Genomic DNA, 25,353 nt, shown 5'->3' with positions numbered 1-25,353 from the left:
AAGAAAAGCACCGGCGGTTTTAGTATCATCTAACCATTAAAACATTTGGTATGACTATACCTCTCATCATAGCAATTGTAGCGGTTCTGCTAGCCGGTTTCACTTTCTTTAAAGTGAGCGGACTCTTGCACAGAATCAGCTCACTAGAAAAGAAAAACCGCGAGCTGGAGTCTGGCCTGAAGGGGCTGGAAAACAACTTCAAGCGGAACAACCCTAGAAACCCACAGCAGGAAAGCCGTCTGGAGCGTGGAAACCAACCCAAACAACCGCAACAGGCCCAGCCTGCCAGAGGCCAGCAACCGGCCCCAGAGCAACGCCAGAAACAACAGCCTCAGCAAAACGCCAGACAACAGGCTCCACAACCTCAACAGCCACCGCAGGAGCGTCAGCCGAAGCAAGCCCAGCCACAGCCTCAGCGGGCTCCGCAAGAAGCCAGAGCGCGTCAAGAAGGCCAGGCTCCGCAACAACAGCAAAAACCGCCTAGAGAGCCCCGTCAGCCTCAACAGGAAGGACGTCAGCCCCGCAACCCGCAACAAGGACAGCAACCAGCCCAACCACTAGACGGTGACATGGGGCAACAGCCTGCCCGCGTACAACAGCAACAACCGCAACAGCGCAGAAACGAACCTAGAAGAAGAGACGGCATGAACCCACAAGACCAGAACCCGCAGTCAGAGGAGAACAGAGCTATGCAGAACCCAATGCTAGGCGGTGGCATGGTAGGCGATGATTTGTTGAACGAATTATCGTCCCAGCCCCAGCAACCGGCTCAAGAGCCAGAATCTCCCATCAGGTTTGCCATCATCCCGGAGGACGGCGTCATCAAAACGCACCAACTGCAAAAGCGCCCCGACTCTGACAGCTACTTGGAAATTGATACCCCGCAGGAAGGCAGTACCCAAACCAGATATCGTTTCAACCTGGCCGGCAACCACGCCTTTGTTATTTCACAAGGAATGGACAGACTGGACAACGCCTTCAACTTTGAGAAGCCTTCTAACCGTATGGTGACCAGAATTGTCCAGAAAGGCGATGGCGTCTTGACCAGAACCGGCAGTGGCTGGAAAATTCAGGAAAAGGCCCGCATTGACTTCAGCTAGAAAGCCCTTTCTTTTAACCAACTCTGCCATTTTGGATTAGAACCATTGAATCCGTTTTCAGGCTGTTTTCCAGGAAATAGCCCGAAAACGGATTCTTGCTTTCTGCCGTTCTACTTTTAATCACTTACCTTACAAGGTAAGAATAGCACTTTGGAATTTGTGAGTAATCTTTGATTTAGAGAATTCGTTTTTGGCTTAGTTTTCAGAAAACAGCCTAAAAACGGAAGCAAGAAAATCAAACAATCCCGCTATCTTCCATCAGTGGCACTACCCAAACCAACCTCCTTTCCATGGAAGTAATATTTATCTTAGAAGCCCTTCTGGTACTGGTCATCATTGGCTACCAATGGCGTGTGTACAAAGCCAACAAAAATAAAATTGAGACCATAGAAGACCTTTTCCCAGATGAGTCCAGGCTGTCGGTTCAGCGTGCGCCCTTGGACGGCTCGGTGCCAGAGAAAATAGCCTCTATCTCTCAGGAACAGCTTTGGGAGCAGTTGGTCTATGGCAAGGATTTCCGGGAAGGCTCTCCCAGCAGTCCTATCATAAAGCGCATTGTGGCCGTTGATTCTGAGGAACTGCACATATCTGCACAGGATGAAGCCAATCCTTTCTACACCGTTCCCATTGCGCAGTTTAAACAGGCCGTTCAGCAGAGAACCATCTTCTTAGAAGAGCATATTCAGGCCAATAAATTAGCCCAGAAACCTTCGGCTAAATCAACAGAAACCACAGAGCTGATTCACGCGCAAAATCCGTCCACGGTTTTCCAGAAGATACTCAAAAGCACCAATGAATACCTGCGCCTGAACAAAGGCGCCGCCGCAGATTTCACCATTCTAAAAGACGTAGCCGAGCGGTATTCAGACTCTTTAGATGAAGAGGTGCAGTCCAGCATTTCTACGCCTTTGTATGTGGGTTTGCTGGGTACTTTCTCTGGGGTCATCATCGGACTTTCCAGCTTGGTGTACACGGGCCTGAGAAGTTCTACGGTAGATGAGTCTTCGTTTATCACAGACCAGAACATTCCCTCGTTCCTGTTTGGGGTGCTCATTGCCATGGCCGGAAGTTTCTGTGGTTTGCTCTTGACTATGATGGGCAATAATGCCCTTAAAAACGCCCGTAGCCTACGGGATAGAAACAAAAATGAGTACTACACCTTCCTGCAAACTCACCTGTTGCCTAAGCTTAACTCAGACATGGCTGCCAGTCTGGGCAACTTGAAATCGGTGCTGGATTCCTTTAATAAAGACTTTTTGGACAAGATTCTGGGCTTTCGGCCCATTGTGGAAACGCTCACCGACAACATCAGCACTCAGAAAGAATTCATTCAACGTTTGGACGAGATTGGCTTCACGCAGATGGCCAACGCCAACCTGCAGGTATTTGATAAAATCAAGGAAAGCGAGCGCCTGTTCATGAACTTCCTGCAGTACCAGGAGGCTTTGAATGAATCGGTGCGCAAGGGCGGGGAATTGACACAGAACATTTCCCAAGTGTTAGGCAGATTGACCTCTTTGCAAGAGGGCTTCGACCGCTTGCCTGGTTATTTGCAACAGCATGATGAATCTATTAGACGCCAGGTGAATTTCTTCTCTAAGCACGAGGAGGAACTGGACAACATTGCCAACCGCACTGAGCAATATTTTGACAAAGCTTCGCTACGCTTAACTGACCTCATGCAGGCCCGTTTGCAACACCAGGAACGCGATGCCCAGAATGCGTATGAGAAATGGCAGGAGCATTTCAGACGCTTGAATGAGGACAATTTGTACCAGCGCATTTTGGAGTACATGCAACCGTTCCAGAACCTCAACAGCCAGCAGGATACACTCAACAAACAACAGGCAGAATTGGCCCAGGAAATCAAACAGACCAATGACGCTTTGTTGCGCAAACTGGAAACTGATACCCAGGTACAGCAAGCCTTATTACAACAGTTGGCGGTTTTAAATGACAACGTAGAGCGCACGCTGGAGCCTGGTCCAATCAAAGCCGCCATGGGCAAAATCTTCGGGAAGGGACAGATAAACAGACGCAGGCCGTAACCTACCATGAACAAGGAAAACAAAGACTTTTTCTGGCCCAGCTACGTGGACCTCATGACGGTGCTCTTCCTCATTATGCTGGTGTTGTTTGTGCTCAGTTTTAAGATGTTTACCGACAAAGACTCTGAGAACCGGCGCAACATTGCCCAGCTCAAGGTAGAGGTGCAGGAAAAGCGCAAGCTAGACGAAATCAAGGAGGCCCTCTCCCGTCTGGACAGCCGTTACTTTCAGTATAATGAGCGCTACAAACGGCATGAGCTGTTGGTAGACGTGTTGTTCGCCCAAAGCAGTGCCACCATTCCGCAACGCTCCTTAATGCCTTTGCGCCGCGCCGGCGAAGAGCTCAGCAGTGTACTCAATTCTGTGAAAGGAGCGGACGTGAAATACCTGATTGTGATAGACGGCCGGGCCGCCTCCTTCCCGCAAGGCGACCCCAGAAATGCCACCCAACGCGAATACGCTTTAGAACTGAGCTATAAACGCGCCCTGGCCTTGCTCCAATTCTGGCGAAGCGCTGGCATCCGGTTCCCCAAAGACCGCATTGAACTTATCGCTTCGGGCAGTGGCTTTGAAGGCGCAGGAAGAACAGGTGACGTGCGGGACAGACGCTTCGTGATTCAGATTCTTCCGAAGGTGGGGACGTTGACGAGTAAAACGGTTAATTAGTATATATTTGATTGGTAAGTAAAGTTCACTTCGTCATCCTATCATGATTAACCGCCTTTTTCAAATTTTAAGCTTTTTAATATTTGGTCTAACTTCCTCAGGATGCACCGTTGATTATCTTGATTACTACCAACACCTAGAATCACCGGATGGGAAATTTAATTACTGCCTTTATTCAGATGTAGGCATTGGTGACCCTGGTTTTTATGTTTTAAAGCTGGAGAAAGGAATTAATCCAGAGGAGTTACCTATCAAATGGAGTTTCAAAGATGGGATTTCTGACCGTGATGATAACTGGATAAGAAGCAGGACTGTTTTATATAATTATGATGAAGCTAGCCTCTTCACTTCAAATCCCAGCATTGAACTTAAGGATAACAGATTTTTGGTTTTCTCCAGAGGAGGATATCAGATGGGCCTGTATGATATTAAATTAGACAACGACACAATTAATTCTGTTTCACCGTGGAATGAGTGGTATTCTCAAAGTACGCTTTCAACAAATGACAAAGATAAGGAGGAGGAAGAGTATGGAAAGTGGATTGAACGTAACTTAGACATTCCCATAAAGTCCTACATTAAAAACAATCAGCAGTAGTACTGTCAACAAAAAAAGTACTAAAACCAACTTCTTAAAGGCGACTAGTTGTAATAGTTTGCCCTACCCACACAAAAAAAAAGCGTCCCTCTAGTTTTAGCCTATTTCCTAGAAAACAGGCCAAAAATGAAGGACGCCTTTCCCATAAAACCAAAATCATGTCTAGGTTCTGTTCAGCTCGTCTAGGCTGTTGGTTTTGCGTTGCTCCACCTTCTGTCCTTTGCTGAACTTGTAGCGAAGCGTCACGCCCAACGTTCTCTGATACAGGTACTGGTCAAAGTTGTTGATGTTCTGGCCAATGGTCGTGTCAAAGCGCAGGCGGTAGCTTCTGAAGATGTCGTTCACGTTTACGCTCAAGTCAAGTTTCTTGTCCAGGAAGCTCTTCTTAAGCCCGGCATGTACCCACCACATGGCGCCTACTTTGTACAAGCCCGAAACTCCTGGCCCACGGCCCGCGGCGTTCACTTCCAGTTGAATACCCATGGGTAGCAGAATGTTGTGGCTTGACTGGAGCATGTACAGAAACTGAGAGTTGACCACACGCTGGTTGTTGTTATCAGAGTTCAACTGACCGTCTGTGTTGGTGAGGAAGGTGTACTCATTGTAGGACAGCGTGAGCGTATTGTTAGTATCCCAGTTCTTCATGATTTTAATGGGCGTGATGGCCGTCATGCTCACGTTCTGCAAATCATCCACGTTGCCGGTGGTATAGATGGTGGTGGCGTTCTCTACATCCAGGTAAGGCAGCTCAGACATCACGTCCTTCACGTACTGGTAGTTGAGCGTCAAGATGTAGTCTTTTCGGAAGGTCTGCGTAATGCCTACTGCATGGGTGTACTGCGGTCGCAATTGTGGGTTACCGGTGGTATAGGTGTAGGGGTCGCGGTAGCTGATGAACGGGTTCAGGTTGCCGTAGTTGGGGCGCTGGATGCGACGGCTGTAGTTGTAGCCAATCTGGTAGTTCTCACTAACTTTCTGTTGCACAAACAAGGTTGGGAATAGGTTAAAGTAGCTTCTCTTGTTTACCTGATTCATGGTAGGTGACTCACCGGTAGACTCGTTCTTCTCGCCTCTTAACCCTGCCTGCACTTGAAACCTATCGCCAAATTTGGTGCTGTAGGTCACATATCCTGCGTAAATGTTTTCATCATAGATAAAGTGGTTGGTTCTGTTAGGGTCTAAGACCAATCCGTTGTTGTTGAAGTAAAACCTAGAGTCATTGTCAGACACTACGCGGCTGGCTTTCGCGCCCAGCTCAAACTTGCTTATTTTGTTTAAAGGCTTGACAAAATCAATCTTCCCGGAGTAAATGTCAAACCCATTGTCTGTATCTGCAAACAGGAAATCTTGGACCGTAGGACGGCTTGCTTCGGTTAAATCCGTGTAGTAATTGTAGAAGTTGGAGGAACCAGCGTTAGAGATTTTCACAAAGTCAAAATCTGCCGAAAGCGTGGTGCCCACCGTGTCTAACTTTCCCTGATAATGCACATTGTTGGTAGAGCTCCTGAACCGGTTGGTCAAAAAGTTATTGGCGTTGATAAACGTCTCCGGGTTTTGGCGGTCTAAGCCCATGTACGAGTCGGTGATAAAATCCACCCACACCGTGTTCTGGTTAAAACTGGTCAAAGCACCCACGCTGTGCTTGTCATTGATGCTGTAGTCGGTGCCAATTCTGAAGGTGGGCGGACCCTGGTTCTTGTGCTTGCCGTTGGCGGTCTGGTCAAAGTAGATTTTGCCACCTTCGGCGTCATACACGCGCTCAAACGTTCCTTCGCGGTTACCAATCCGTTGCATCTGGTCTATGCTGGCGAAGGAATTCCACTTGCCGGTTTTGAAGTTGATGTTACCGCCCGTAGAGTAACCATGCTGTTTGAAATTGGTATTGTAGGTGCCGTACACGCTTCCGTTCAGCCCCTGTATCTCATTCTTCTTCAGGTTGATGTTGAGAATACCGGCCGTGCCCTCTGCGTCAAACTTAGAGGTTGGGTTGGCAATGATTTCAATGTTTTTGATATTCTCAGCAGACATGCCCTCTAGCACCGTCCGTAAATCAGAAGGCGATAAGTACGTCAGCTTACCGTCCATCATTACAGTCACTCCGCCCCTGCCGTTCAACTGAATGTTACCGTCCTGGTCTACAAACACCCCCGGCGATTTGGCCAATACATCATAAGCGGTTCTACCCGCGGCCAGCGCCGTACCTTCAATGCTCACCACAATCTTGTCGGCCTCCTGCGTGATGGTGGGACGCAATGCCTCTACCTTCACCTCTTTCAATTGTTTGGAAGAAGAAGCCAACCGGACGTTGCCTACTCTTACGTCAGGTTTTTCTGCGGTGATACTTACTGTAGATACCGTTTTGGTTTGAAAGCCTATGAAGCTAAAGGTTAAAGAGTAGTCTCCTGCCGGCAACCCGTTGAAAGCATACTGGCCTTTCGCATCAGTTATAGTCCCGCCCATAGATTGCGTGGTGCCCTTCTTGAGCAAGGCCACCGTGACAAATTCCAGAGGAGCCTGGGTGAGGGAATCGGTGAGCGTTCCGGAGATTTTCCCGGGACTGCTTTGAGCGGATGCAATGGGCGCCTGGGAGGTGCCTTGAGCCTGTGCTTGCCCCAGAAAGAATAGGCAAAAGCATAGCAGGCCCAGCAAAATGCGGGCTCTTTTTTTCATAGGAAATGTGTTTGAAGTGTAGAGGTTAGGTTAGTTTGAAAGTATATTCTAAGGACTAAACCGAGGCACAACAGTTGCACGGTCAGGCCCGAAAATTGAAATTTATTTAAAAAATTTTTAGGGAGCTTAAAGTTGCAGTTTCAGGCAAAAATTCATGGTTTAAAATTAGTAAAGGTTGTTTTGCAAGTAAAAGCAGTATGTTATATATGTATTTGGCTTATAAGAAATCCTTGATTTTCAGGGTGCAGGTTACTTTTCTTGGATGGCTAAATTATTTTCAGGAACCAGCAGGATATACAATAATGTGAGTGGTATCTAGGTTAGGTAAAATACGCCTCGGCCATGTGGCTGGGCGGTTTCCTTTGTCAAAAGGAGAATACCCTTATATTGCAGAATGTTTGCGAACGAAGTACGGTTAGGAAATCTGGTTTTGGAGGCTGGCAGGCCCGTGGCGATTGACGCGCCCCGCCTGATTGCCCTCCTGTCTGGCCAACCCGTGTCCTTCGCGCCTATTCCGCTTACCCCAGAATGGCTTACCGGTGCCACCTACAATGACCTGGAGCATGAATTCACGTTCCCAGAGCTAAGCCAGTGGGCCCTGGACCCCGAGTACAATGAGATTGTGTTCAACGGTGGGTACATTGCCACCAGTGCGCCGGTAGAATATGTGCATCAACTGCAGAACTTCTTCTTTGTGATGACTGGCCAGGAGCTGGAACTGCCGTTAGAGAATTTCAACAGCACTGCCCAAACGCAAGAATAAATTCTTCGTTTTTGGCCTATTTTCCAGAAAACAAGCCAAAAACGAAGAACAAGAAGTTTCAGCTGGCATATTTCTCTGCTTCCTGCAAACCCAATGGCGTAAACCGGCAGTACATATCCAGGGTATCTGACCGCTCCATCACCACCCACTTCTTCAGGTCTAAATCCCTGATTTCCTGCTCCACCTCACCCAGTGACAAACCGGGCGTCTGCTTAGAGATTTCAACCGGATTGATTCTAGCCTCTAAAGGATTCCCGTGGCCGGTTGCCAAGGTATACAATGCTTTCAAGATTCTGCTTTCCTTTGCCATAGTCCATTTGTTTGGTAAGAACTGTTACTCACTACTATAGCAGGTTTTACGGAGTTGAAAAGCAAGCGGCTTAAGCAAAAAAACTCCAGCTACTATTGGAGACGTCGTTTTTGGCCTGTTTTCCGGAAAACAGGCCAAAAACGACGCTCATCCTCAATCCATGCGCAGGTTCTTGACCGGATTGGCCGTGGCCGCCTTAAGGGCTTGGAAGCTAACCGTCACAAAGGCCACCACACAGGCCAGAATACCAGCCACGAAGAATACCCAGATAGGAATGTCAATGCGGTAGGCGAAGTCCTTCAACCAGACGCTCATGGCGTACCAGGCCACCGGGAACGCGAACACCGCGGCAATCAACACCAGCTTCAAAAAGTCTTTGGCCAACAGGGTGACAATAGAAGAGGACTCGGCGCCCAGAATCTTTCTAATGCCAATCTCTTTCTTGCGCCGCTCGGCCGCGTACGCCGCCAACCCGAACAATCCCAGACAACCCACAAAAATGGCCATGCCCGTGAAAATCCAGAGCAGAGACTTGAGCTTGTCCTCGGCTTTGTACATGGCGGCAAAATTGTCATCCATGAATTTGTACTCAATAGGATATTCTGGAGAGAACTGGTTCCAAACAGACTTGACGTGGTTAATGCCTGCCGTCACGTTGTCTCCTTTCAGCTTTACGGCTACCTTCCAGTTGGCTCCCGGGAAAATCTGCAATACGGTTGGGTCCATCTTGTCAAATAGGCTTTTGAAGTGGAAGTCTTTCACTACGCCAATCACGGTGCCTTTTTTAATGGTGTCCTTTCCATCGGTCCACATTTTCCATTCCAACTTCTGACCTAGCGCCTTTTCAGGCGTGCCTAATCCCAACTCCTTCACAGCGGTTTCATTCAACATATATGCCTGGTCCTTATCAGTGGGCATGTCTTTAGAGAAGCCTCTACCAGCCACTAGTTTCAGTCCCAGCGTTTTGATGTAGTCATGGTCTACCATCAATTGGGAAACGCCGTGGTACTCCCGCTGCCCGTCTTTGATGACTTCAATACCGTCGCCGGCAGTGGCATCACCAGGGAAGCCATAACCAATGGAGGCGCTCGCTACGGCCGGTGATTGGGTCAGTTCGTTTTTAAAGGTTTCATAATTCTTATACATGTTGTCACCGCGCATCGGGAAGAACATGATTTGGTCTTTGTTAAAACCTAAGTCCTTGTTGTGCAAGTAGCTCACCTGTTGGTATACCACCAGTGCACAAATAATTAAGAAAATGGAAAGTGAGAACTGCAAGACAATCAACCCATGGCGCAACCACGGAATCTTTCCGGGCCCGCCATCGCTCACCACTGCGCCCTTCAAGACATTGACCGGCTTAAATCCCGACAATATAATGGCCGGATACAGACCCGCCAACACGCCTACTACTATCACTAACACTAGAAGAATCAGCATCAACGTAGGGCTGGTGAATACATTGAAGGTCATTTCTTTTTCTGTGAAGTCATTGAGCGCTGGCAGAAACAAGGAGGTAAGAGCGGCAGCTATTATCACACTGATAAGGGTAATCAAAAGCGTCTCGGCCAGGAACTGGAACATCAACTGAGAGCGGCTGGCGCCAATGGTTTTGCGCACGCCCACTTCTTTGGCTCGTTGCAGAGACTTGGCCGTGGCCAGGTTCACGAAGTTAAAGCAGGCAATGAGCAAGATGAAGACGGCAATGATGCTCAAGGCCTTCACATAGGTGATGTTGCCCCGTAGGACTTGGTCAAACTTGAAGGATGCCGAATACAAATGGACCTGCTGCAAGGGCTGGAAATAGGGCAAATAGTCATGTGGCTTGTTGGACTCGTCGTCTATCTGCTTTATGGTCACTGCCCTAAACTTAGCTAGCAAGGCATCTGGGCTGGCTCCTTTTTTCAGCTTGATGTAAGTATAGAATTGTTGCCAGCCCCAGCTGCTCATACGCTCTGAGTTGAAGCCAAATCTTTTAAGCGACCTGATGAAGTTGATGGGTAAATGAAACTTGGGATTGCTTTCAAAAACGCCTTTCACCAAGAACGTCTCCTTGTCAATTATCACCCGCTTGCCAGCCGCATTGGTAGTGCCAAACACTTTCTCAGCAAACTTATCTGAAATGACTACCGAATACGGGTCATCTAGGGCTTTCTCTGGGGAACCGCTGATAAACGTATGCGGAAAGACTTCAAAGAACGTAGGGTCTGCGTCCAAGCCTCCTTTTTCATAAATCCGTTTGTTGCCATTCTCTACCAGCGTCTGGCCATCCCAGGGTTGCATGAGAATACGCAAGCTGGTTTCTACCTCCGGAAAGCTTTCTTTGAGCGTAGTACCAAACATGGGCGGCACGGGGGCAATCTGGTCATTAGTCTCTTCCAGGTTGGCATAATTGTAAACGCGGTACACGCGGTCACCTTCGGGCACGAAGGTATCGTACTGCAGCTCATCATACACAAACAGACCAATGAGCAAGCAGGCGGTTAAGCCCAGCGCCAGACCGGCAATGTTGGTGATGCTAAACCCCTTGTGCCGGATAAGGCCTCTGTACGCTACTTTAAAGTAGTTCTTGAACATCGTTTCTTTTGATTTAGGCTGTCCTTTTAAACGTCAACGACCAAGTGAACATAACCAATGGGCCCTAAAAAGCCATTGCTGGTTTGTGGTTCTGCCCAACTATACGCACACCTAGTGCCAAAACTGATTATCGCTTATTTTCAGCGTTTTACCCAGAAACTATAAAGCAGGCGCGTGCATTTTCGCGCCTCATGTGTGCGAAATCGCACGCGTATGAACATCTCCTTTTCAGATTAAGGCTCTAAATCAGCGTATTGTAACAATGGCATAATTGTAGTTTCTTGTAAGGTATAGCTAGTAAGATTATGCAATTGAAGAAGGCTTCTGTTTTGGTGGTGGACGATGATCCAGATGTATTGACGGCGGTCAAGTTACTCCTGCGCCCCATGGTCAAGGAAATTATCACGGAGAAAAACCCCGAGAACCTGACGGCCCTGTTGAGACAGCACACCTTTGACGCCATCTTGCTAGACATGAATTTTGTCTCTTCCATCAATACGGGCAATGAGGGGCTGTACTGGCTAAAGAAGATAAAGCACTTAGGCAGTGAGGCGGCCGTCATTATGATTACCGCCTACGGCGAGATTGACCTGGCCATTCGGTCGCTTAAAGAAGGCGCCTTTGATTTTGTGGTCAAGCCTTGGCTCAATGACAAGCTGTTACAGACCATTCAGGATAGCATCAGCAACAAATCAGGTTCGGCTTCTTCTATTACTATAAAAGGCCCAGAGGTCATCAGTTCTGAACTGTTGGGTGAATCTGAAGCCATGCAGGACATCTTCTATAAGATAAAGAAAGTAGCGCCTACCGATGCCAACATTCTCATCCTCGGTGAAAACGGAACCGGTAAAGAACTCATCGCGAAAGCCATCCACCAACATTCCCTGCGCGCCGATAAGCCGTTTGTGAAAGTAGACGTGGGAGCCTTGACCGAGTCCTTGTTTGAGAGTGAACTGTTCGGGCACAAGAAAGGAGCGTTTACCGATGCCCAGGATGATCGCGCGGGTCGATTTGAGGCCGCGCATACGGGTACCATCTTCTTGGATGAGATTGGCAACATCTCTTTGCAGCAACAGTCTAAATTACTGAGCGTGCTGCAGAACCGACAAATCATACGGCTAGGCACCAATGATCCGATTAACATTGACGTGCGCCTGCTCTGCGCCACCAACGTTTCTTTGGCGCAATTGGCCAGCGAAGCCCGTTTTAGGAAAGACTTAATCTACCGCATTAATACCGTGGAGATTGTGGTGCCGCCTTTGCGTAAGCGCGGCAATGACATTGTATTGCTGGCAAAGCACTTCGCCGAATTCTACGCCAATAAGTATTTCAAGACCACGCCTGATCTTTCCAAGGCGGCGCTGGACAAATTGAAAAGCTACCATTTTCCGGGGAACGTGCGGGAGTTGCAGTATGCCATTGAACGCGCCGTGATTATGGCCGACGGCCCCGTGCTGGAAGCCAAAGACATACTCTTCTCCCCTATTGAATCTGGCTTGATGGAAGAAAAAGCTGCCACCGAAACCAACTTGGAAGAAATAGAAAAAGCCACCATTATTCGGGTGCTGGAAAAGCACAACGGCGTGCTCACCAAAGCCGCCAAAGAACTGGGCATTACTAGAACTTCGCTCTACAGACGCTTAGGCAAGTATGACATTTAAGAATTTTGAAGGGCGGTTACTTTTGCGCGTGGCGTTATTGCTGGTTACGCTCAGCCTTCCCGTGCCAGTGGTTTTGAAAGGCTGGTCGGAGTTGCTGGTGTTTTTGGTACCATTAATTGCCTACCAGGTACATGAACTGGTACACTTTCTAAAGCAGGCCCAGGAAGAGCTGAAGCTGTTTCTAGAAGCCGTCCATTACCGTGACTTCTCCAGGTATTTCAGTGAGAAGCAGGCGCCCGTGCAGTTACAGCAACTGCGCAAAGGCTACAATGAAATCAACTCTACTTTCATGACCATCAACCGCGAAAAAGAAACCCAGCACCAGTATCTGCAGAAGGTGTTGGAGTTGGTAGAGACAGGCATTCTGTCGTATGATTTGGACACCGGCGAGGTCTTGATGATGAACGAGTCCTTCAAGAAACAACTGCATATTCCTTACCTCAAAACCATTCATTCCCTGGCCAAGCGCGACCAGAACTTTTATGAAGCAGTTTATGGACTGCAACCTGGTCAGACCAAGATAGCTGTGGCCAAAACAGTAAGTCTGGAGAAAGGAGATGTGAAGATGCTCTTGTCTGCCACGTCTTTTCAGAACGAAGGTGCACGGTATAAACTGGTGGCGTTCCAGAACGTGCATGAGGCCTTGGATGAAAATGAGGCCGAAGCCTGGCAGAAACTGTTGAATGTGATGACGCATGAAATCATGAACTCTATCGCGCCTATCTCCTCTTTGGCAAACACCCTCAAAAACCGCTTGCAGGACACTAAAACCAATGGTGCCACCGCTCATGATTTAGAAGATCTGGAAGAAGGCATCACTACTATAAAGCACCGCAGTCTGGGTTTGTTGAAGTTCGCGGAGACGTACCGCAACCTGAGCAAAATCACCACCCTGCACTTAGAGAAGGTGTTGCTCAAGGACCTTTTCTCTAATCTGCAGCGGCTGCTGGAACCTACCTTGGCCCAGCGCGGCATTACCTTCAAAGTAGATTTAAAAGATACTTCCCTCACGCTTCAAGCCGATCCGAACCTGTTGGATCAGGTACTCATTAACCTGGTCATGAACGCCATGGAAGCTGTGAAAGAAAAGCCCCAGCCCACCATCACGCTCACCGGCTACGCCAACCCAGAAAAGAAAGTGATCATTAAGCTCACCGACAACGGCAATGGCATGTCTGAAGAAGTGCAGGAGAAGATTTTCATTCCGTTCTTCACCACCAAAAAGACGGGGAGCGGTATTGGCCTGAGCTTATGCAAACAGATTGTCTTACTGCACCGCGGCACCATTCAAGTACAATCTGTGGAAGGCATGGGCACCGCGTTTATCTTGCGGTTTGGGTAAATAACAACAGGCTACCAAGACACAAGAGAATGCTTGCGCCATAGTGAGGATAAAACCTTAATTGAAGTTATAGTTGAAGCTCACAGACAACGATTTGATCATCTTTACAAACCATCTATCATTATACATGTCAAAATTAGGGCTTGTAAGATTTCGTTTAAAGAATAAAAACTCAACATTCCCATTCAACCGTTTTTGAACCCTGTAACTTAGTCCAAAACCTGCAGTGGTAAATAAATCTATTCCTTTGTACTGTTCATCGTAAAGAGTGGTGGTTATGTAATTTTCTGTAGTAGTCTCACGAAAATGGCTGAAGATATAAGCTGAGGTAAAAGTAGCTACTGCATAAATGGGCATTTTCTTGTTCGCATTAAGCAAAACAAATCTTCCTGTTACGGGTAGGCCTATACCTCTTGTGCGGTCATAATAAGTATGGTATACAGTTTGGCCGTTTCCATTTAGTGGGACTCCATAGGTTTGGCTTTCTCTGGTTCTGCCACTATAAGCAAGCCCTAGTTGAGCACTAGCTCTCTTGTTAATTTTATAGCCAAGATGTACGTCTATGGGAATAAACTCTCCAGATACAAATCTGGGCTTCTTTGGGATGTCATCATATAACACCCGATACTGAAAATTCGGGAAACCAACCCCCACATAGAATCTATGGTCAATGGTATGGGATGAGTCTTGCGCTTGCGCTGAAGCAACAGAAGAGGTAAGCAAAGAAAAGGAAAGCAAACAAAGGAAGCGAAGCATCATACACATTTCCTTAAGAGTATATCTTACAAGAAGATAACTCCATAAAGAATGCGTTATTATAAAATTTTCAAGAAATTATTTACCTACGCTTCGCCTTGTTCTTTCTGGCAATTTTCTCTTTCTCCCGGGCACCTTTTATCTTTTTGAATTCCTCAACGGGCACGGTTTCAGAATATTCCAGTGAGCTTAAGATGTGCTGGTTTTCTTCAAAATCATAGATGAGCAGAATGGATAGAAACTTGTCTGGGTTCTCTACATACTCACCCTCCACCAAGTCATAGACTTTGAAGTCATACTCGCCTTCAGGCAGTTTTTTGTCAATGATTCTGGCCAGACGGTCGCCGGTGATGACCAGGGGAGCATCCAGGTCGTCTATGTAGTTGAAGTCCTGGCGGTAGTGGCCATCCTTTTTAAACATGATGTATTCCACACGGTCCAGGTGCACCTCAATTCCTTGGTGTTGGGTATCGCGCTTGTGGGTGATGTCTAAGATGTTGCCTACAATTTTCATAAGGAGATGCGTAAGAAGAAACCGTGTCTGCTGGCCAGAATCGGTGGTATGCCCGCAAAGGTACGGTTTCTGCCCGAACCCTGCGCGACTTGCCGTTTTTGGCTTGTTTTCTGGAAAACAAGCCAAAAACGGCAAGTCTGCCCTTTAAAACGAAAAGCCTTTTGCTGCGTTTCACTTGTACGTACCCGCCGTGACCCAGAATGCTCCGTTGGAAAGACATCATCAGCTACGCCAAATACGGCAACCCAGAACCTCCCAGGCGGGTGGAACAGACCGAGGAACAATGGCAGCAGCGGCTCTCCCCGGCCCAATACGCCATCCTGCGGGAACGCGGCACCGAGCCTCCCTACCGAAACGCCTTCTGCAAAAACTACGAGCCCGGCGACTTTTCCTGCGCCGGCTGCGGCAGTCTGCTCTTCTCCGCAGACACCAAGTATCACGCCATCTCGGGGTGGCCCAGCTTTACCCAACCGGTCTCCAAAGCCGCCTGCAAATACTTGTTTGATGACAGCCACCACATGCATCGTGTAGAAGTAAGGTGCAACGTATGTAATGGGCATCTGGGTCACGTATCTCCAGACGGACCGGCCCCGGCTGGACTTAGATTCTGCCTCAACTCTGCTTCGCTGATCAAGCATACATTGCCTATAGATTAACGCATCTTAATGGCAAATCCGCATTTTTAAAGCGAAAGGTAGAGCCAGTGGCAGACGCCTGAACCGGAAATTGTATTGCAAAAGTAAGCGATTACCCTCTGCCCTTTTTGGTATTGTTACCAACCAATAGAAAAGCTTTTACCATGAGGTTGTTTAAAATAACTCCACCAAAGGCGAATACTTTCGGTCAATAAAATGCTCAGCTTGCAGGTCTCCGTTTTTAGGAAAATGCGCATCTCAATTTGCTGCTAGAAAAGACACCCCTCCACAATTTTTTATAGCAAACGCAACCGGCTGTAAATCTTTTTTCTAACTTAAGAGCATCAACATCAATACGCTTCCCGTTTATGCCCTTCGTTTTTCATCGCTCTTTTGTAAAGGCTGCCTTCAGTTTGAGTCTTTTGGTACTGGCTTCTCCCTTAGTCAAGGCCCAGGATTCCATTGAGATTCTGGTAGTGGCCTCGTCGCACTCCAATACAGGTACCCCAGATAAATACCGGCCCATCATTGACAAGCTCAAGAATTTCCGCCCAGACATGGTGTTTGGAGAGACCCTCAGCCCCCAGGATGAACGCGAAGCCCAGAAACAAAACTACTGGGGAACGGCCAACTCCTTAAAGCGCCTGGCCTATTTTGAGGGCCTGAACGGTACAGCTTCCAAGAATGTAGACAAGCAAATCACCAAAGGCTACCTGGCCCTGCAACAAAATGAAAAGGCTCACCAGAAGCGCATGCAACTGGCCCGCGATCTGGTCTTGTCACAGGACCGGGGCAACGCAGAGTACCAGTTCTTCGTCCTGACCCAGTACCAGATGCCCAACTTCAACCCCGCAGACCAAGCCCGGTTTACCAAGATGTTCGGTCCCTTAGACTCCTTGAAAAAAGTGGGTATGCTGCGCGAAAAATCTGAATACCACAAAATCTTCTTCCCGCTGGTCTATGAGCTAAAGCACCCCAAAATATACGCCATGGACTGCCAGAAATATGATGCCCAGTGGACCAAGGCCTGGAACAAAGCCGGCACGCTCATGCAGGAAATGGAAGCCAAAGCCAAGGCAGACTCCACCTCTTCAGAAGCCCAGACGTTGCAACAGATAGAGACCTTCTCCAAAAACGGCGTGGCCGAACTGGATGCCAAGAAGTACAAGAACTACGAGTACATGAACAACCCGCTGTATGCCCGCCTCAACAACGCCTGGAACTTCTATGGCGGCCCTGAGTTCTATGGCTACCCGGGCTTCCCTACTGAGGCCATCAAAGAAATGGTGTACTGGTTTGACATGCGCAACCAGGGCATTTGTGAAAACGTGCTCAAACAAGCACAGGCCCAACACGCCAAACGGGTGGTAGTGGCCGTGGGCGCTGCGCACCGCAAAGGCATGGAAGAAATCTTCAACACCATGCCCAACGTGAAAGTGGTGCATTACTTAGATATCTAATTCATAACAGCCGTCTACACCAAACACAAAGGAGCCGTTTTTGGGCTGTTTTCCAGGAAACAGCCCAAAAACGGCTCCTTTGTGTTTGCAAGGTCTGCTTGTCCTAGTTGTACCGGCCCCGGCGCTGCGGATCTTCCAGGAACAGCTGCAGGAAAATCTTCTGGTCTGTGATCACAGACCGTTGGGTGGCGTATTTCTCCAGCTTTCTATTGGTGGTGTAGCCAAAATGCTCGTAGCCCAGGCTTACATTTTTAAACAGCCGCACCGTCACCCTTGGCCGCACAATGCCAATAGAATTGCTACCCTCCAGGCCTTCTATGGTCTTGAGCCAGTAATGATAATACACAAAAGCGGCCGTGGCGTATTTGCCCAGGCTCAAGGTGCTTTCCAGCTTGGCATGTCCCCCAAGGGTGTAGACGTAATCTCTTAGGCCGTTTTCATCTGGCGCGAACCGGGTGCTGTTCCCGGCCAGGGGAATCAGACCCAGGTGGGCGTTGGTGTACAGGTTCACCTGCTTGCTCAGGGGCAGACGCGTGAACAAACCTCCCCCGAAACCCAGGGCGCCCAAGTCAAAATTACGCGTGTTCCAGTAGTCATAATATTGAAACAAACCGGTGAGCACATCCAGCTTGCCCAGCGTGCCGTTCTTGCCAAACAAGATGCCGTAGCCCGTAATGTTGTTGATGATGCCGCTGGTAGTGTCGCCGCCGCCTTTGCTCAACTCTGCCCGTATCCTGAACAAGTCAAAAGGCTTGCGCTTCTGCAGTTCAAACGGGTTGCCGTAGTCAAGCTGCACGTTGAATAGGGCCTTGTTACCGCCCGCCCCAAAGACATCGTCCTGCTGATCATTGATCCTGTGCACGCCCGCAAACAAGGTTACGTTGACGGGCTCTTTCTCATAGACTTCTTTGTTGGTCACCTGGGTGGTTTTGCCCTGTAGCAGCCTGTTCAAACCCCTGATGGGATTGACGACGCCTGCCGCCACTTCCCTGATCACTCGCTCCCGGCCAGTGGTTCTATCATCCAGAATATTGGAACTCAGGCGGTACAGAATCTCGCCCAAGGCGGCCCCGTTGATGGGCGTGTAAATCATGTCATTGTAAGACGGCAAGGTATTCTCCCCAAAATACTCCCAACTCAAACTTCCGCCTATGGCAAACGGAACCGACTGCCAGTAGTTATACCCCTGTGAACGGGCGGCGTTGAAATACAGCGTGCCCTGGTACGGGTGCCCTATGAAGTTGATGCCAAACTCGTCAGTGTCCCACTCAGGAAAAGTAGTTAGGTTGCGCTTCCAGGTCTCGCGGCTTACGTACCCATAATCTGCCTTTGCCACGTAGCGGTTGTAGCCCATGAACGCCAGATTGATGCCGATGACCTGCGCGGTGGGTTTCCAGAGCGGATGCCGCCAGTTGTAGTCAGGGTCGTCGTTGAGGAGGTCACCGTACTTGTTGTAGAGCGTGGTGTCCAGCAAGACGGTATTGGTGGGTTCTGTGCCGCCCAGAGAATCTGTGAAGAGGCGCTGCTTGCGGTCTTTTATGTCTTTGAGCTGGGCATCGCGGGAGCCGCGGCCAGCTTGGATGGTGTCTTTCTCTATCACCTGGGCCTGCAACAAGGTCACAGACACCAGGCAGAGCAGTAGGGTAAGGCGTGTCTTCATAGGTGGTGGCGTACAGCAAGAAAGAAGCCTTGTACTGCCATGCGGCGCGCTTTTAAATTACTTTCCTGTACCTACACCGGCCTTACGTAATTCTGGGAAGAAAAGTAGACGCCTTGGGCGCGGTCCTTTCTTTAGTGCCAGCACCTTCTTGTTATAGTGAAAGACCTATATAGAAATTTTGCTTATACGGCCAGCGTGAGTTTATTCTTTTTGAGCAGGCAGCATTGCTTGTACTTCTGGCCGCTTCCGCAAGGGCACGGTTCATTACGCCCCAGGCGCTTGCCGTACGGGTTCAACAGCTCTCTAAAATTCAACCCGAAACGCCGCTTAGGATTCTGCTGGAATATCTGGGTGAGCATCTGGTAAAGCCTGGGGTGCTTTTCTGCCAGTTGCCCGGGTTTCTCAAAGAAGTACTCCGTGGCCACGGCAAAGAACTCGGCCTCATTGGTGGCCCCGTACGGATTGATGTCTGATTCGCCTTTCTTGATTTGCTTGATCTTACGGTACATGAGTTCTTGCCAGGGCTTCACCAGTTCTTCGGGAAGGTAGGCTTGCGGCGTGCCGTCAATCTCTCCGTCGGCTTGGTCCAGCATGTGCGCAAACTCATGAATGCCTACGTTCTGCCTATCGGCCATGTCATTGAAGCCGCGCTCCAGAGCCGGTTTGGACAAGGTCACATAATGGTCATTCTGAAACGGGTTCACACGGCCCAGCACTTCAGAAACGGCTTCTGAGTCTGCACTTTTATAGCGTTCAATGCTCCCCGGAAAAACGATCACCTCGCCCAGGTTGCGGTACTCCCAATCGTCGAACCGGAAGATGGGAATAATGGCACTGGCCGCCACCAGCACGCGCAGCGTATCATCTACCTCTACCTCAATGCCCGTAATGCGCTTTTCAGAAAGAAACAGCTGAATCATTTTCTCAAACCGATGCTTGTCTTCCTCTTTGCTCAGGGTATGATAAAAGCCCACGCGGTCCAGCAGCACCTTGCGCCATTCCACCGGAAACTCCTGTGCCATAACCATGCGGCGGTTTCTGGTTTTCTGGGTGGCCCAGCGGTAAAACAGAATGACTACGATTGCTACTACTACAATGAATACGAATAAGGCCATAGGGCTTGTTGAACGGGTATGGGTCTGGAAAGATGTACGAAAGAAAGGTATTTCTATTTAATCATTGAAATTACTTAAAGAGAGGGACAAGCGTTTTTAGCCTGATTTCTGTGAAACAGGTCAAAAACGCAAGAAGACACTCGTAGGAGCTGCGCACACTACGAGGTCTGGGAGAGTCCAGAGTCCTGAGTCATTCTTTTTCTACCGCCCGCAGGGCGATGCAGGCATTACAGCGCCTCCAACAGCAGTCCGTCTGCTGACCGACCTTGCGCAGGGCAGCCTTGGCTGTGCGCCCGGAGCATGGGAAGGGAGCAAGTAGTGGCTTTTTAACTGGCAGAAGCCTAAGCCAGCCAAGAGCAGTCAGCGTCAGCCAGGTGCAGAAGGTTGAACCACCGCCTGTCTGAGCGGCAGCGAGTTCGGGGGTTCTTGATTCTTTTGGTTACTTTTCTCATCAAGGAGAAAAGTGACAAACCTCGGCAGAAAGTCAGAAAAGAGAAGTTGGTAGTAAGGTATTGGGAGGCAGAGGCAGTATGGGTCGTTGGTGAGAACACCAACAACGGCGGGCGGGGCAAAGACTAGATGCGATTTGTTAGATAAAGCAGTCATCCCCCTACCCCCTTCGAAGGGGGACGAAGCAGCTTGACGGGCAATCGGAGTTGTTGGCCCAATCAACACGCAACAACGGCGATTATTGTTGATGAGGGAACACAGATGAGGATGGAATAGAGTTAGCTGATGTAAACATCCCCCTTCGCCCCCTTCAAAGGGGGAATCTGCGGTGAGCAACGGTTTTAACATTACGAAACAAAAAGGCCTCACAGGTAAACTACCCATGAGGCCTTCCATTATTCGTTTTTAGGCTATTTTCTGAGAATTAAGCCAAAAACGATAGTTTACTTTTTACCAGTAGACTTAGGCACCGGGAAACCTCTGTCACGCATCAACGCGTCAATCTTGGCATCACGGCCTCTGAACAAACGGTAGGCTTCTGCCGGGTCCATGGAGTTGCGCGGCGCGAACAGGTATTTCACCAAACGGGCGGCCACGTCTTTGTCATAGAACCCGCCGGGGGCTTCTTCAAAGGCTTCGGCGGCGTCTGAGGTGAGCACGTCTGCCCACAGGTAGCCATAGTAACCGGCGGCGTAGCCCTCACCTGAGAAAACGTGTGTAAAATGTGGCGAGCGGTGACGCATCACAATCTCTTTGGGCATGTTCAAGGCAGCCAACGTCTCTTTCTCAAATTTGTCAGGGTCCAGGCCGGTAGGGTCTTTCACGGTGTGGTATTTCAAGTCCATCAACGCTGAGGCCAGGAACTCCGTGGTGCCAAATCCTTGATTGAACGTAGACGCCTTCTTGATTTTGGCCACCAGAGACGCCGGCATAGGCTGACCCGTTTTATGGTGCTTCAAGAACTGGTTGATCACCTTGTCCGTAGACAACCAGCGCTCCAGCAACTGGCTCTGGAACTCAGTATAATCGCGCACGCCGCCGTTCAAGGTTGGATATTTTACGTTAGATGCCAGGAAGTGCAAGGCGTGGCCGAACTCATGGAAGAAGGTGGTGGCATCATCCCAGGATACCAACACGGGATCACCGGGCGCGGGCTTCACGAAGTTGGAGTTGTTGGACGCCAACACGGTTTTCTTGCCATTAAAAGTAGTGTAGCTTCGGTACGGCGAGGCCCAGGCCCCGGAGCGCTTGCCTTGCCGCGCGAACGGATCTAAGTACCAAAGGCCAATGTGTGCACCGGTAGTCTTGTCCGTTACTTCCCAGACTTTCACGTCTTCATGGTACACGGGCACAGAACCAGCTGGCACTGGCTTGAACGAGAAGTTAAACAGCTCGCCGGCGGTGTAGAAAATGGCCTGGGTTAAGTTCTCCAGTTGCAGGTATTGCTTTACCTCGTCTGAGTCCAGGTCATATTTTTTCTTGCGTACTTTCTCTGCGTAGTAGCGGTAGTCCCAGGGCGCGATGGTGATTTTAGCACCGCTGGCATTGGCTACGGTTTGCATGTCCTTCACCTCTTCCTTCACGCGGGCCAAAGCGGCCGGCCACACAGACTCCATAAGGTTCATGGCGTTGGTGGGGTTCTTGGCCATGCGGTTCTGCAGGCGCCAGTCAGCGTAGGTGTCGTATCCCAGCAATTTCACGCGCTCATCGCGCAGTTGCAGAATTTTGGTGATGTTCTGGTTGTTATCATTGGCATCACCGTTGTCTCCGCGGGAATAATACGTGTTCCAGACTTTCTCACGCAGCGCCCGGTTGTCTGAGTAGGTCAGGAACTGGTCCATGCTGGACCGCGTGTTGGTGATGGCGTACTGGCCCGGCTTGCCGTTGTCAGCCGCCGCTTTAGCGGCCGCTTTCACAAACGACTCGGGCAAGCCGCTCAGCTGGTCTTTGGTGATGTACGTGATGTACTTCTCCTCATCGGCTAGGGTATTGTTGGCAAACGAGGTGTACAGGCTAGACAGTTCTTTGTTGATGGCCGCATAGCGCTCTTTAGAAGCCTTGTCCAACCCCGCGCCTTCCATGGCAAACTCTTCATAGATGAGCTGTACCGTGCGCTGCTGATCTGGGGACAGTGCCGTTTTCTGTGATTGGTCATACACCTCCTTAATGCGCTCAAACAGTTTGGCGTTTTGCGATATCTTTGACCGGAAATCAGAGATCTTGGGCGCCATCTCGGCTTGAATCTTTCTAAACTCCGGCGAGGAGAGATTACTGCCCCAAATGCCGTAGTAGATCATGGCGCGGCCTAGGGCTTCACCGGCCTTCTCATAGGGCACAATGGTGTTCTCAAAGGTAGGCGCCGCGGTGTTGCTGGTAATGGCGTCAATGTCTGCCAGGTGCAGGGCCATGCCTTTTTCCAAGGCCGGCTGAATGTCACTCAGGTTCATTTTGTCAAAGGCCGGAACGCCGCCATAAGGGCCGGTCCATTCTTTGAGCAGCGGGTTGTCTAAGGTAGGTTTCAAGGTTTCTATAGTAGTTGGGGCCGCGCCGGTTTGTGTGGTAGCCGTCTGTGGCGGCTGGGTAGACGTACAGCCCACCACTGCCAGCAAGAGCAAAAAGCCCGGCTTCTTGGCCATGGAGATGAAAGATGTATTCATGTTGGTTTGGTTGAATGAAAGAATACGGCGCTGGGCACCAATGGGTAAAAATAAGCGCCTCAGTTTAAAAAACGGCAAAAGAAAGGAGAAAGTATGGTAGGGCTGGGTGAAAGGGTTTTCCGTGGTTAGAAACTATTATTATCTTCATCCAATCTATTCCCTATTCTATCATGAAAAAAATCTCACTCCTGCTTTTGTCACTGGCCACTCTCACTGCCTGCGGTGATAAAGACGAAGACGCCCTGGGCCTCGATTACCCGGCTACCTTCACCATGACCAAACAGTACAATTCAACGCCCGTACGCATGTTCACAGCCGCTGGCGAGGTAATAGACCAGGCAGCCATCAAGGCATTTGCCAGAAGAGTGAACATTGAATATTATTCCTTAGAAAACAGCACCATAGACGTATCATCCTGGTCAGAGCAGGTGACGTTCCTGCAGGCACAGGAAGCAGAGATAAAGACGGTTCCTAAAAGCGAGAAGTACGAGGTGGTGCAGAAAGATGCTGATCTGGTATTGACGTCCAGACAGGAGTCTACCATTCTTTCCCCCAGTCAAACACATTCGGTTAAAATTGCCAATGGCATCATGAAGCACCAACCGCTCAGGTACAATGAAGTTACCCTGCCTACCAGTTCAGGAGTTACGTCTTCTTACACCACCAAAGCCCAGATCATAGCGTCGCTACAAGGAGAAGAACTGCACCTTCATAAAATGGCCCATACTCTAAAAAGTGGAGACCAAAACAGCTACTCGCTCAACAGCAGCCTGGTGTCAAACAAGTTTAATGCAGCCGGGGTAGCTCTGTTGAAGGCCACAGACACTCTGCTGGTGCAGGAATTTGTAGTCCTCGGCCAGAAATAACATCCTTCCCCCTCTTCTTTACAGCCAGCAGGCGAGTCTTTTTTTGTAAGATCCGCCTGCTGGCTTTACGTTATGCGTACTTTGACCCGGCAGGAGCTCCCTTGTTTGCTCGGGAGGACGGACGATTACTTTTTATGGAGGTGCTTCTCTTGTATGGTCACAATTAATCCGTGCACCTACGCTATGATTTCTGGGAAAAGCATGTTATCCGTTTTTGGCCTATTTTCTGGGAAACAGCCTAATAACGAGTTAAGGTTGCGGAGCTGCTTTTCGCTGTAGCTGAAAAAACAACCTGGAAATAGGCAGCAGCATCAGGCCAGAAACGGCGAAGGCGGCAAACGAGGCCTTGAGGCTGAAGGCGTGGGCCAGATACCCAATCATGGGCGGCCCCAACAACATCCCCACTATCCCAAAGGTGACGATAAACGAAATGGCGATGCCCGCCGAATACGTTTTGGAGGCCCCGGCCAAGGTATAGGTCATGGGAATGACCGCGGCCGTCCCGAACCCTACCATGGAAAACCCGATCATGGCCGGCCAGTAGCTGGGAAAAAGCACGGCCAGGGCAATGCCACAAAAGATGAAGAGCCCGCTCATGAGGTAGGTATTGGCCATGCCCAGCCGGTCAATGATTTTATCAGACATAAACCTGGAGGCGGCCATGCAGGTCATGAAAATGAGGTACCCGGCCGTGAATACTTCTTCCTTCACCACCTGCTGAAAGTAAATGCCGCTCCAGTCAAACATGCCGCCCTCACACACTGCCGCAAAGAACACCAGCAGGCCCAGGTACATCAAATAAGCATCGGGTTTTCTCAGGCCTTTCTTCTCACCAGAAGGGGCCACGTCGTTGCGCAGCAGGTTTCTGGAAAAGTAGAGGGTAGCTGCCAGGGCCACCACAGACACCATGACCAAATGCGGCACCATGGGCACTTCCAGCTTTACCAATAAGGTAGTAAACGCAATGCCCGCAATGCCGCCGGTGCTCCACAGCCCATGAAAAGAACCTATGAACTTCTGGTCAGATTGCTTCTGCAAAGACAAAGCCTGCGTGTTGATGGAAATGTTATACACCCGCATGCTCAACGAGAACAGGAACAAGGCCATGATGAGCGCAATGGGTGTATGCGCCAAACCAATAAACGAGATGCAGAGGGAGTTGAGCAGAAAGCCCACCGTGAGCGGAATCCTGGTTTCAAACTTAGAGACCAACCACCCCGACAAAGGCAAGCCAATCAAGGAACTCACGGGCATGGCCAGCAGAATGGTCCCCAGCTCGGCCTCATTCAAGTGCAGGTTGGCTTTGATGGTAGGAATGCGTGAAGTCCAGGACGCAAAATTGAACCCAGACAAAAAGAAAAAGACGCTCAACGCCAGGCGCTGTTGAAGTAAAGATTGCATTGCAAGAACCTAAAGGCGCAAGTAGGTAATTTATTCGGGAATGCCCAAAACCAACTGGTACACTCAAAAGAAAAGAGCAATGGGTTCCTTTATGCTCCCTTTGC

At 49.5% G+C, this 25,353-nt stretch carries 19 protein-coding genes; 10 read left to right on the top strand and 9 right to left on the bottom strand.

Annotation, left to right across the window (positions count from 1 at the left end):
- Positions 1-50: 50 nt before the first annotated feature.
- The 4 genes from GU926_RS00490 (at position 51) to GU926_RS00475 (ending at position 4,412) form a co-directional block, all read left to right on the top strand.
- A complete protein-coding gene (locus GU926_RS00490) occupies positions 51-1,100 on the top strand; it encodes a hypothetical protein (protein ID WP_160687982.1) in 1,050 nt (349 codons plus the stop codon).
- A gap of 290 nt (positions 1,101-1,390) precedes the next feature.
- Positions 1,391-3,148, top strand: a complete 1,758-nt coding sequence (locus GU926_RS00485; protein ID WP_160687980.1) for a hypothetical protein — start codon at positions 1,391-1,393, stop codon at positions 3,146-3,148.
- Between the two features lie 6 nt (positions 3,149-3,154).
- Entirely contained in the window at positions 3,155-3,814 is a 660-nt protein-coding gene (locus GU926_RS00480) for an OmpA family protein (protein WP_160687978.1), read from the top strand.
- A gap of 43 nt (positions 3,815-3,857) precedes the next feature.
- Positions 3,858-4,412 (top strand): hypothetical protein, encoded by a 555-nt coding sequence (locus GU926_RS00475; protein WP_160687976.1) that lies wholly within the window; start codon positions 3,858-3,860, stop codon positions 4,410-4,412.
- A 162-nt stretch (positions 4,413-4,574) separates the two neighbouring features.
- Here GU926_RS00475 and GU926_RS00470 read toward each other — a convergent pair whose 3' ends face one another.
- Positions 4,575-7,082, bottom strand: a complete 2,508-nt coding sequence (locus GU926_RS00470) for an outer membrane beta-barrel protein (protein ID WP_160687974.1) — start codon at positions 7,080-7,082, stop codon at positions 4,575-4,577.
- Between the two features lie 394 nt (positions 7,083-7,476).
- On the opposite strand from GU926_RS00470, the gene GU926_RS00465 reads away from it, so the two are divergent.
- Positions 7,477-7,845 (top strand): hypothetical protein, encoded by a 369-nt coding sequence (locus GU926_RS00465; protein WP_160687972.1) that lies wholly within the window; start codon positions 7,477-7,479, stop codon positions 7,843-7,845.
- A 58-nt stretch (positions 7,846-7,903) separates the two neighbouring features.
- Here the strand turns inward: GU926_RS00465 and GU926_RS00460 are convergent, their stop codons facing one another.
- Both GU926_RS00460 and GU926_RS00455 read right to left on the bottom strand, forming a co-directional pair.
- Positions 7,904-8,155 (bottom strand): hypothetical protein, encoded by a 252-nt coding sequence (locus GU926_RS00460; protein ID WP_160687970.1) that lies wholly within the window; start codon positions 8,153-8,155, stop codon positions 7,904-7,906.
- Positions 8,156-8,308: 153 nt separating this feature from the next.
- Positions 8,309-10,732 (bottom strand): ABC transporter permease, encoded by a 2,424-nt coding sequence (locus GU926_RS00455; RefSeq protein WP_160687968.1) that lies wholly within the window; start codon positions 10,730-10,732, stop codon positions 8,309-8,311.
- A 305-nt stretch (positions 10,733-11,037) separates the two neighbouring features.
- On the opposite strand from GU926_RS00455, the gene GU926_RS00450 reads away from it, so the two are divergent.
- Positions 11,038-12,393: a sigma-54-dependent transcriptional regulator gene (locus GU926_RS00450; RefSeq protein ID WP_160687966.1), complete on the top strand. Its 1,356-nt coding sequence runs from the start codon at positions 11,038-11,040 to the stop codon at positions 12,391-12,393.
- Positions 12,383-13,735 carry a sensor histidine kinase gene (locus GU926_RS00445; RefSeq protein WP_160687964.1) on the top strand — a complete coding sequence of 451 codons (1,353 nt, stop codon included), beginning with the start codon at positions 12,383-12,385 and terminating at the stop codon, positions 13,733-13,735. The genes GU926_RS00450 and GU926_RS00445 overlap by 11 nt, the downstream gene beginning before the upstream one ends.
- Positions 13,736-13,792: 57 nt before the next feature.
- Here GU926_RS00445 and GU926_RS00440 read toward each other — a convergent pair whose 3' ends face one another.
- Both GU926_RS00440 and GU926_RS00435 read right to left on the bottom strand, forming a co-directional pair.
- Positions 13,793-14,494, bottom strand: coding sequence for an outer membrane beta-barrel protein (locus GU926_RS00440; RefSeq protein ID WP_160687962.1), 702 nt, complete (start codon positions 14,492-14,494; stop codon positions 13,793-13,795).
- Between the two features lie 79 nt (positions 14,495-14,573).
- The gene (locus GU926_RS00435) at positions 14,574-15,005 is read right to left on the bottom strand and encodes a hypothetical protein (protein WP_160687960.1); all 432 of its coding nucleotides are present in this window, start codon (positions 15,003-15,005) and stop codon (positions 14,574-14,576) included.
- 200 nt (positions 15,006-15,205) lie between these two features.
- On the opposite strand from GU926_RS00435, the gene msrB reads away from it, so the two are divergent.
- Complete coding sequence (msrB, locus tag GU926_RS00430; RefSeq protein ID WP_160687958.1) at positions 15,206-15,661, top strand: peptide-methionine (R)-S-oxide reductase MsrB; 456 nt, start codon at positions 15,206-15,208, stop codon at positions 15,659-15,661.
- Positions 15,662-16,008: 347 nt separating this feature from the next.
- A complete protein-coding gene (locus GU926_RS00425; RefSeq protein WP_160687956.1) occupies positions 16,009-17,100 on the top strand; it encodes a DUF5694 domain-containing protein in 1,092 nt (363 codons plus the stop codon).
- 103 nt (positions 17,101-17,203) lie between these two features.
- On the opposite strand, the gene GU926_RS00420 is transcribed toward GU926_RS00425, so the two are convergent.
- The 3 genes from GU926_RS00420 to GU926_RS00410 all read right to left on the bottom strand — a co-directional run bounded on the left by GU926_RS00420 (position 17,204) and on the right by GU926_RS00410 (position 22,982).
- On the bottom strand, positions 17,204-18,760 hold the full coding sequence (locus GU926_RS00420) for a DUF3943 domain-containing protein (RefSeq protein WP_160687954.1): 1,557 nt from the start codon (positions 18,758-18,760) through the stop codon (positions 17,204-17,206).
- Between the two features lie 182 nt (positions 18,761-18,942).
- Positions 18,943-19,875, bottom strand: coding sequence for a zinc-dependent peptidase (locus GU926_RS00415; RefSeq protein WP_160687952.1), 933 nt, complete (start codon positions 19,873-19,875; stop codon positions 18,943-18,945).
- Positions 19,876-20,768: 893 nt separating this feature from the next.
- Positions 20,769-22,982, bottom strand: coding sequence for a M3 family metallopeptidase (locus GU926_RS00410; protein ID WP_160687950.1), 2,214 nt, complete (start codon positions 22,980-22,982; stop codon positions 20,769-20,771).
- A 170-nt stretch (positions 22,983-23,152) separates the two neighbouring features.
- Between GU926_RS00410 and GU926_RS00405 the strand changes: the two genes are divergently transcribed.
- Positions 23,153-23,848 (top strand): hypothetical protein, encoded by a 696-nt coding sequence (locus tag GU926_RS00405; protein WP_160687948.1) that lies wholly within the window; start codon positions 23,153-23,155, stop codon positions 23,846-23,848.
- 249 nt (positions 23,849-24,097) lie between these two features.
- On the opposite strand, the gene GU926_RS00400 is transcribed toward GU926_RS00405, so the two are convergent.
- Entirely contained in the window at positions 24,098-25,249 is a 1,152-nt protein-coding gene (locus GU926_RS00400) for an MFS transporter (RefSeq protein ID WP_160687946.1), read from the bottom strand.
- Between the last annotated feature and the right edge of the window lie 104 nt (positions 25,250-25,353).

The sequence above is a fragment of the Nibribacter ruber genome, from assembly GCF_009913235.1.
GTDB lineage: Bacteria > Bacteroidota > Bacteroidia > Cytophagales > Hymenobacteraceae > Nibribacter > Nibribacter ruber.
The sequence above is the reverse complement of the archived record's forward strand: the minus strand, read 5'-3'. Positions and strand labels throughout refer to the sequence as shown.

Coding starts and splice junctions, on each gene's coding strand:
- GU926_RS00490 (WP_160687982.1), top strand. CDS start 51: ATGACTATACCTCTCATCATAGCAATTGTAGCGGTTCTGCTAGCCGGT.
- GU926_RS00485 (WP_160687980.1), top strand. CDS start 1,391: ATGGAAGTAATATTTATCTTAGAAGCCCTTCTGGTACTGGTCATCATT.
- GU926_RS00480 (WP_160687978.1), top strand. CDS start 3,155: ATGAACAAGGAAAACAAAGACTTTTTCTGGCCCAGCTACGTGGACCTC.
- GU926_RS00475 (WP_160687976.1), top strand. CDS start 3,858: ATGATTAACCGCCTTTTTCAAATTTTAAGCTTTTTAATATTTGGTCTA.
- GU926_RS00470 (WP_160687974.1), bottom strand. CDS start 7,082: ATGAAAAAAAGAGCCCGCATTTTGCTGGGCCTGCTATGCTTTTGCCTA.
- GU926_RS00465 (WP_160687972.1), top strand. CDS start 7,477: ATGTTTGCGAACGAAGTACGGTTAGGAAATCTGGTTTTGGAGGCTGGC.
- GU926_RS00460 (WP_160687970.1), bottom strand. CDS start 8,155: ATGGCAAAGGAAAGCAGAATCTTGAAAGCATTGTATACCTTGGCAACC.
- GU926_RS00455 (WP_160687968.1), bottom strand. CDS start 10,732: ATGTTCAAGAACTACTTTAAAGTAGCGTACAGAGGCCTTATCCGGCAC.
- GU926_RS00450 (WP_160687966.1), top strand. CDS start 11,038: ATGCAATTGAAGAAGGCTTCTGTTTTGGTGGTGGACGATGATCCAGAT.
- GU926_RS00445 (WP_160687964.1), top strand. CDS start 12,383: ATGACATTTAAGAATTTTGAAGGGCGGTTACTTTTGCGCGTGGCGTTA.
- GU926_RS00440 (WP_160687962.1), bottom strand. CDS start 14,494: ATGATGCTTCGCTTCCTTTGTTTGCTTTCCTTTTCTTTGCTTACCTCT.
- GU926_RS00435 (WP_160687960.1), bottom strand. CDS start 15,005: ATGAAAATTGTAGGCAACATCTTAGACATCACCCACAAGCGCGATACC.
- msrB (WP_160687958.1), top strand. CDS start 15,206: ATGCTCCGTTGGAAAGACATCATCAGCTACGCCAAATACGGCAACCCA.
- GU926_RS00425 (WP_160687956.1), top strand. CDS start 16,009: ATGCCCTTCGTTTTTCATCGCTCTTTTGTAAAGGCTGCCTTCAGTTTG.
- GU926_RS00420 (WP_160687954.1), bottom strand. CDS start 18,760: ATGAAGACACGCCTTACCCTACTGCTCTGCCTGGTGTCTGTGACCTTG.
- GU926_RS00415 (WP_160687952.1), bottom strand. CDS start 19,875: ATGGCCTTATTCGTATTCATTGTAGTAGTAGCAATCGTAGTCATTCTG.
- GU926_RS00410 (WP_160687950.1), bottom strand. CDS start 22,982: ATGAATACATCTTTCATCTCCATGGCCAAGAAGCCGGGCTTTTTGCTC.
- GU926_RS00405 (WP_160687948.1), top strand. CDS start 23,153: ATGAAAAAAATCTCACTCCTGCTTTTGTCACTGGCCACTCTCACTGCC.
- GU926_RS00400 (WP_160687946.1), bottom strand. CDS start 25,249: ATGCAATCTTTACTTCAACAGCGCCTGGCGTTGAGCGTCTTTTTCTTT.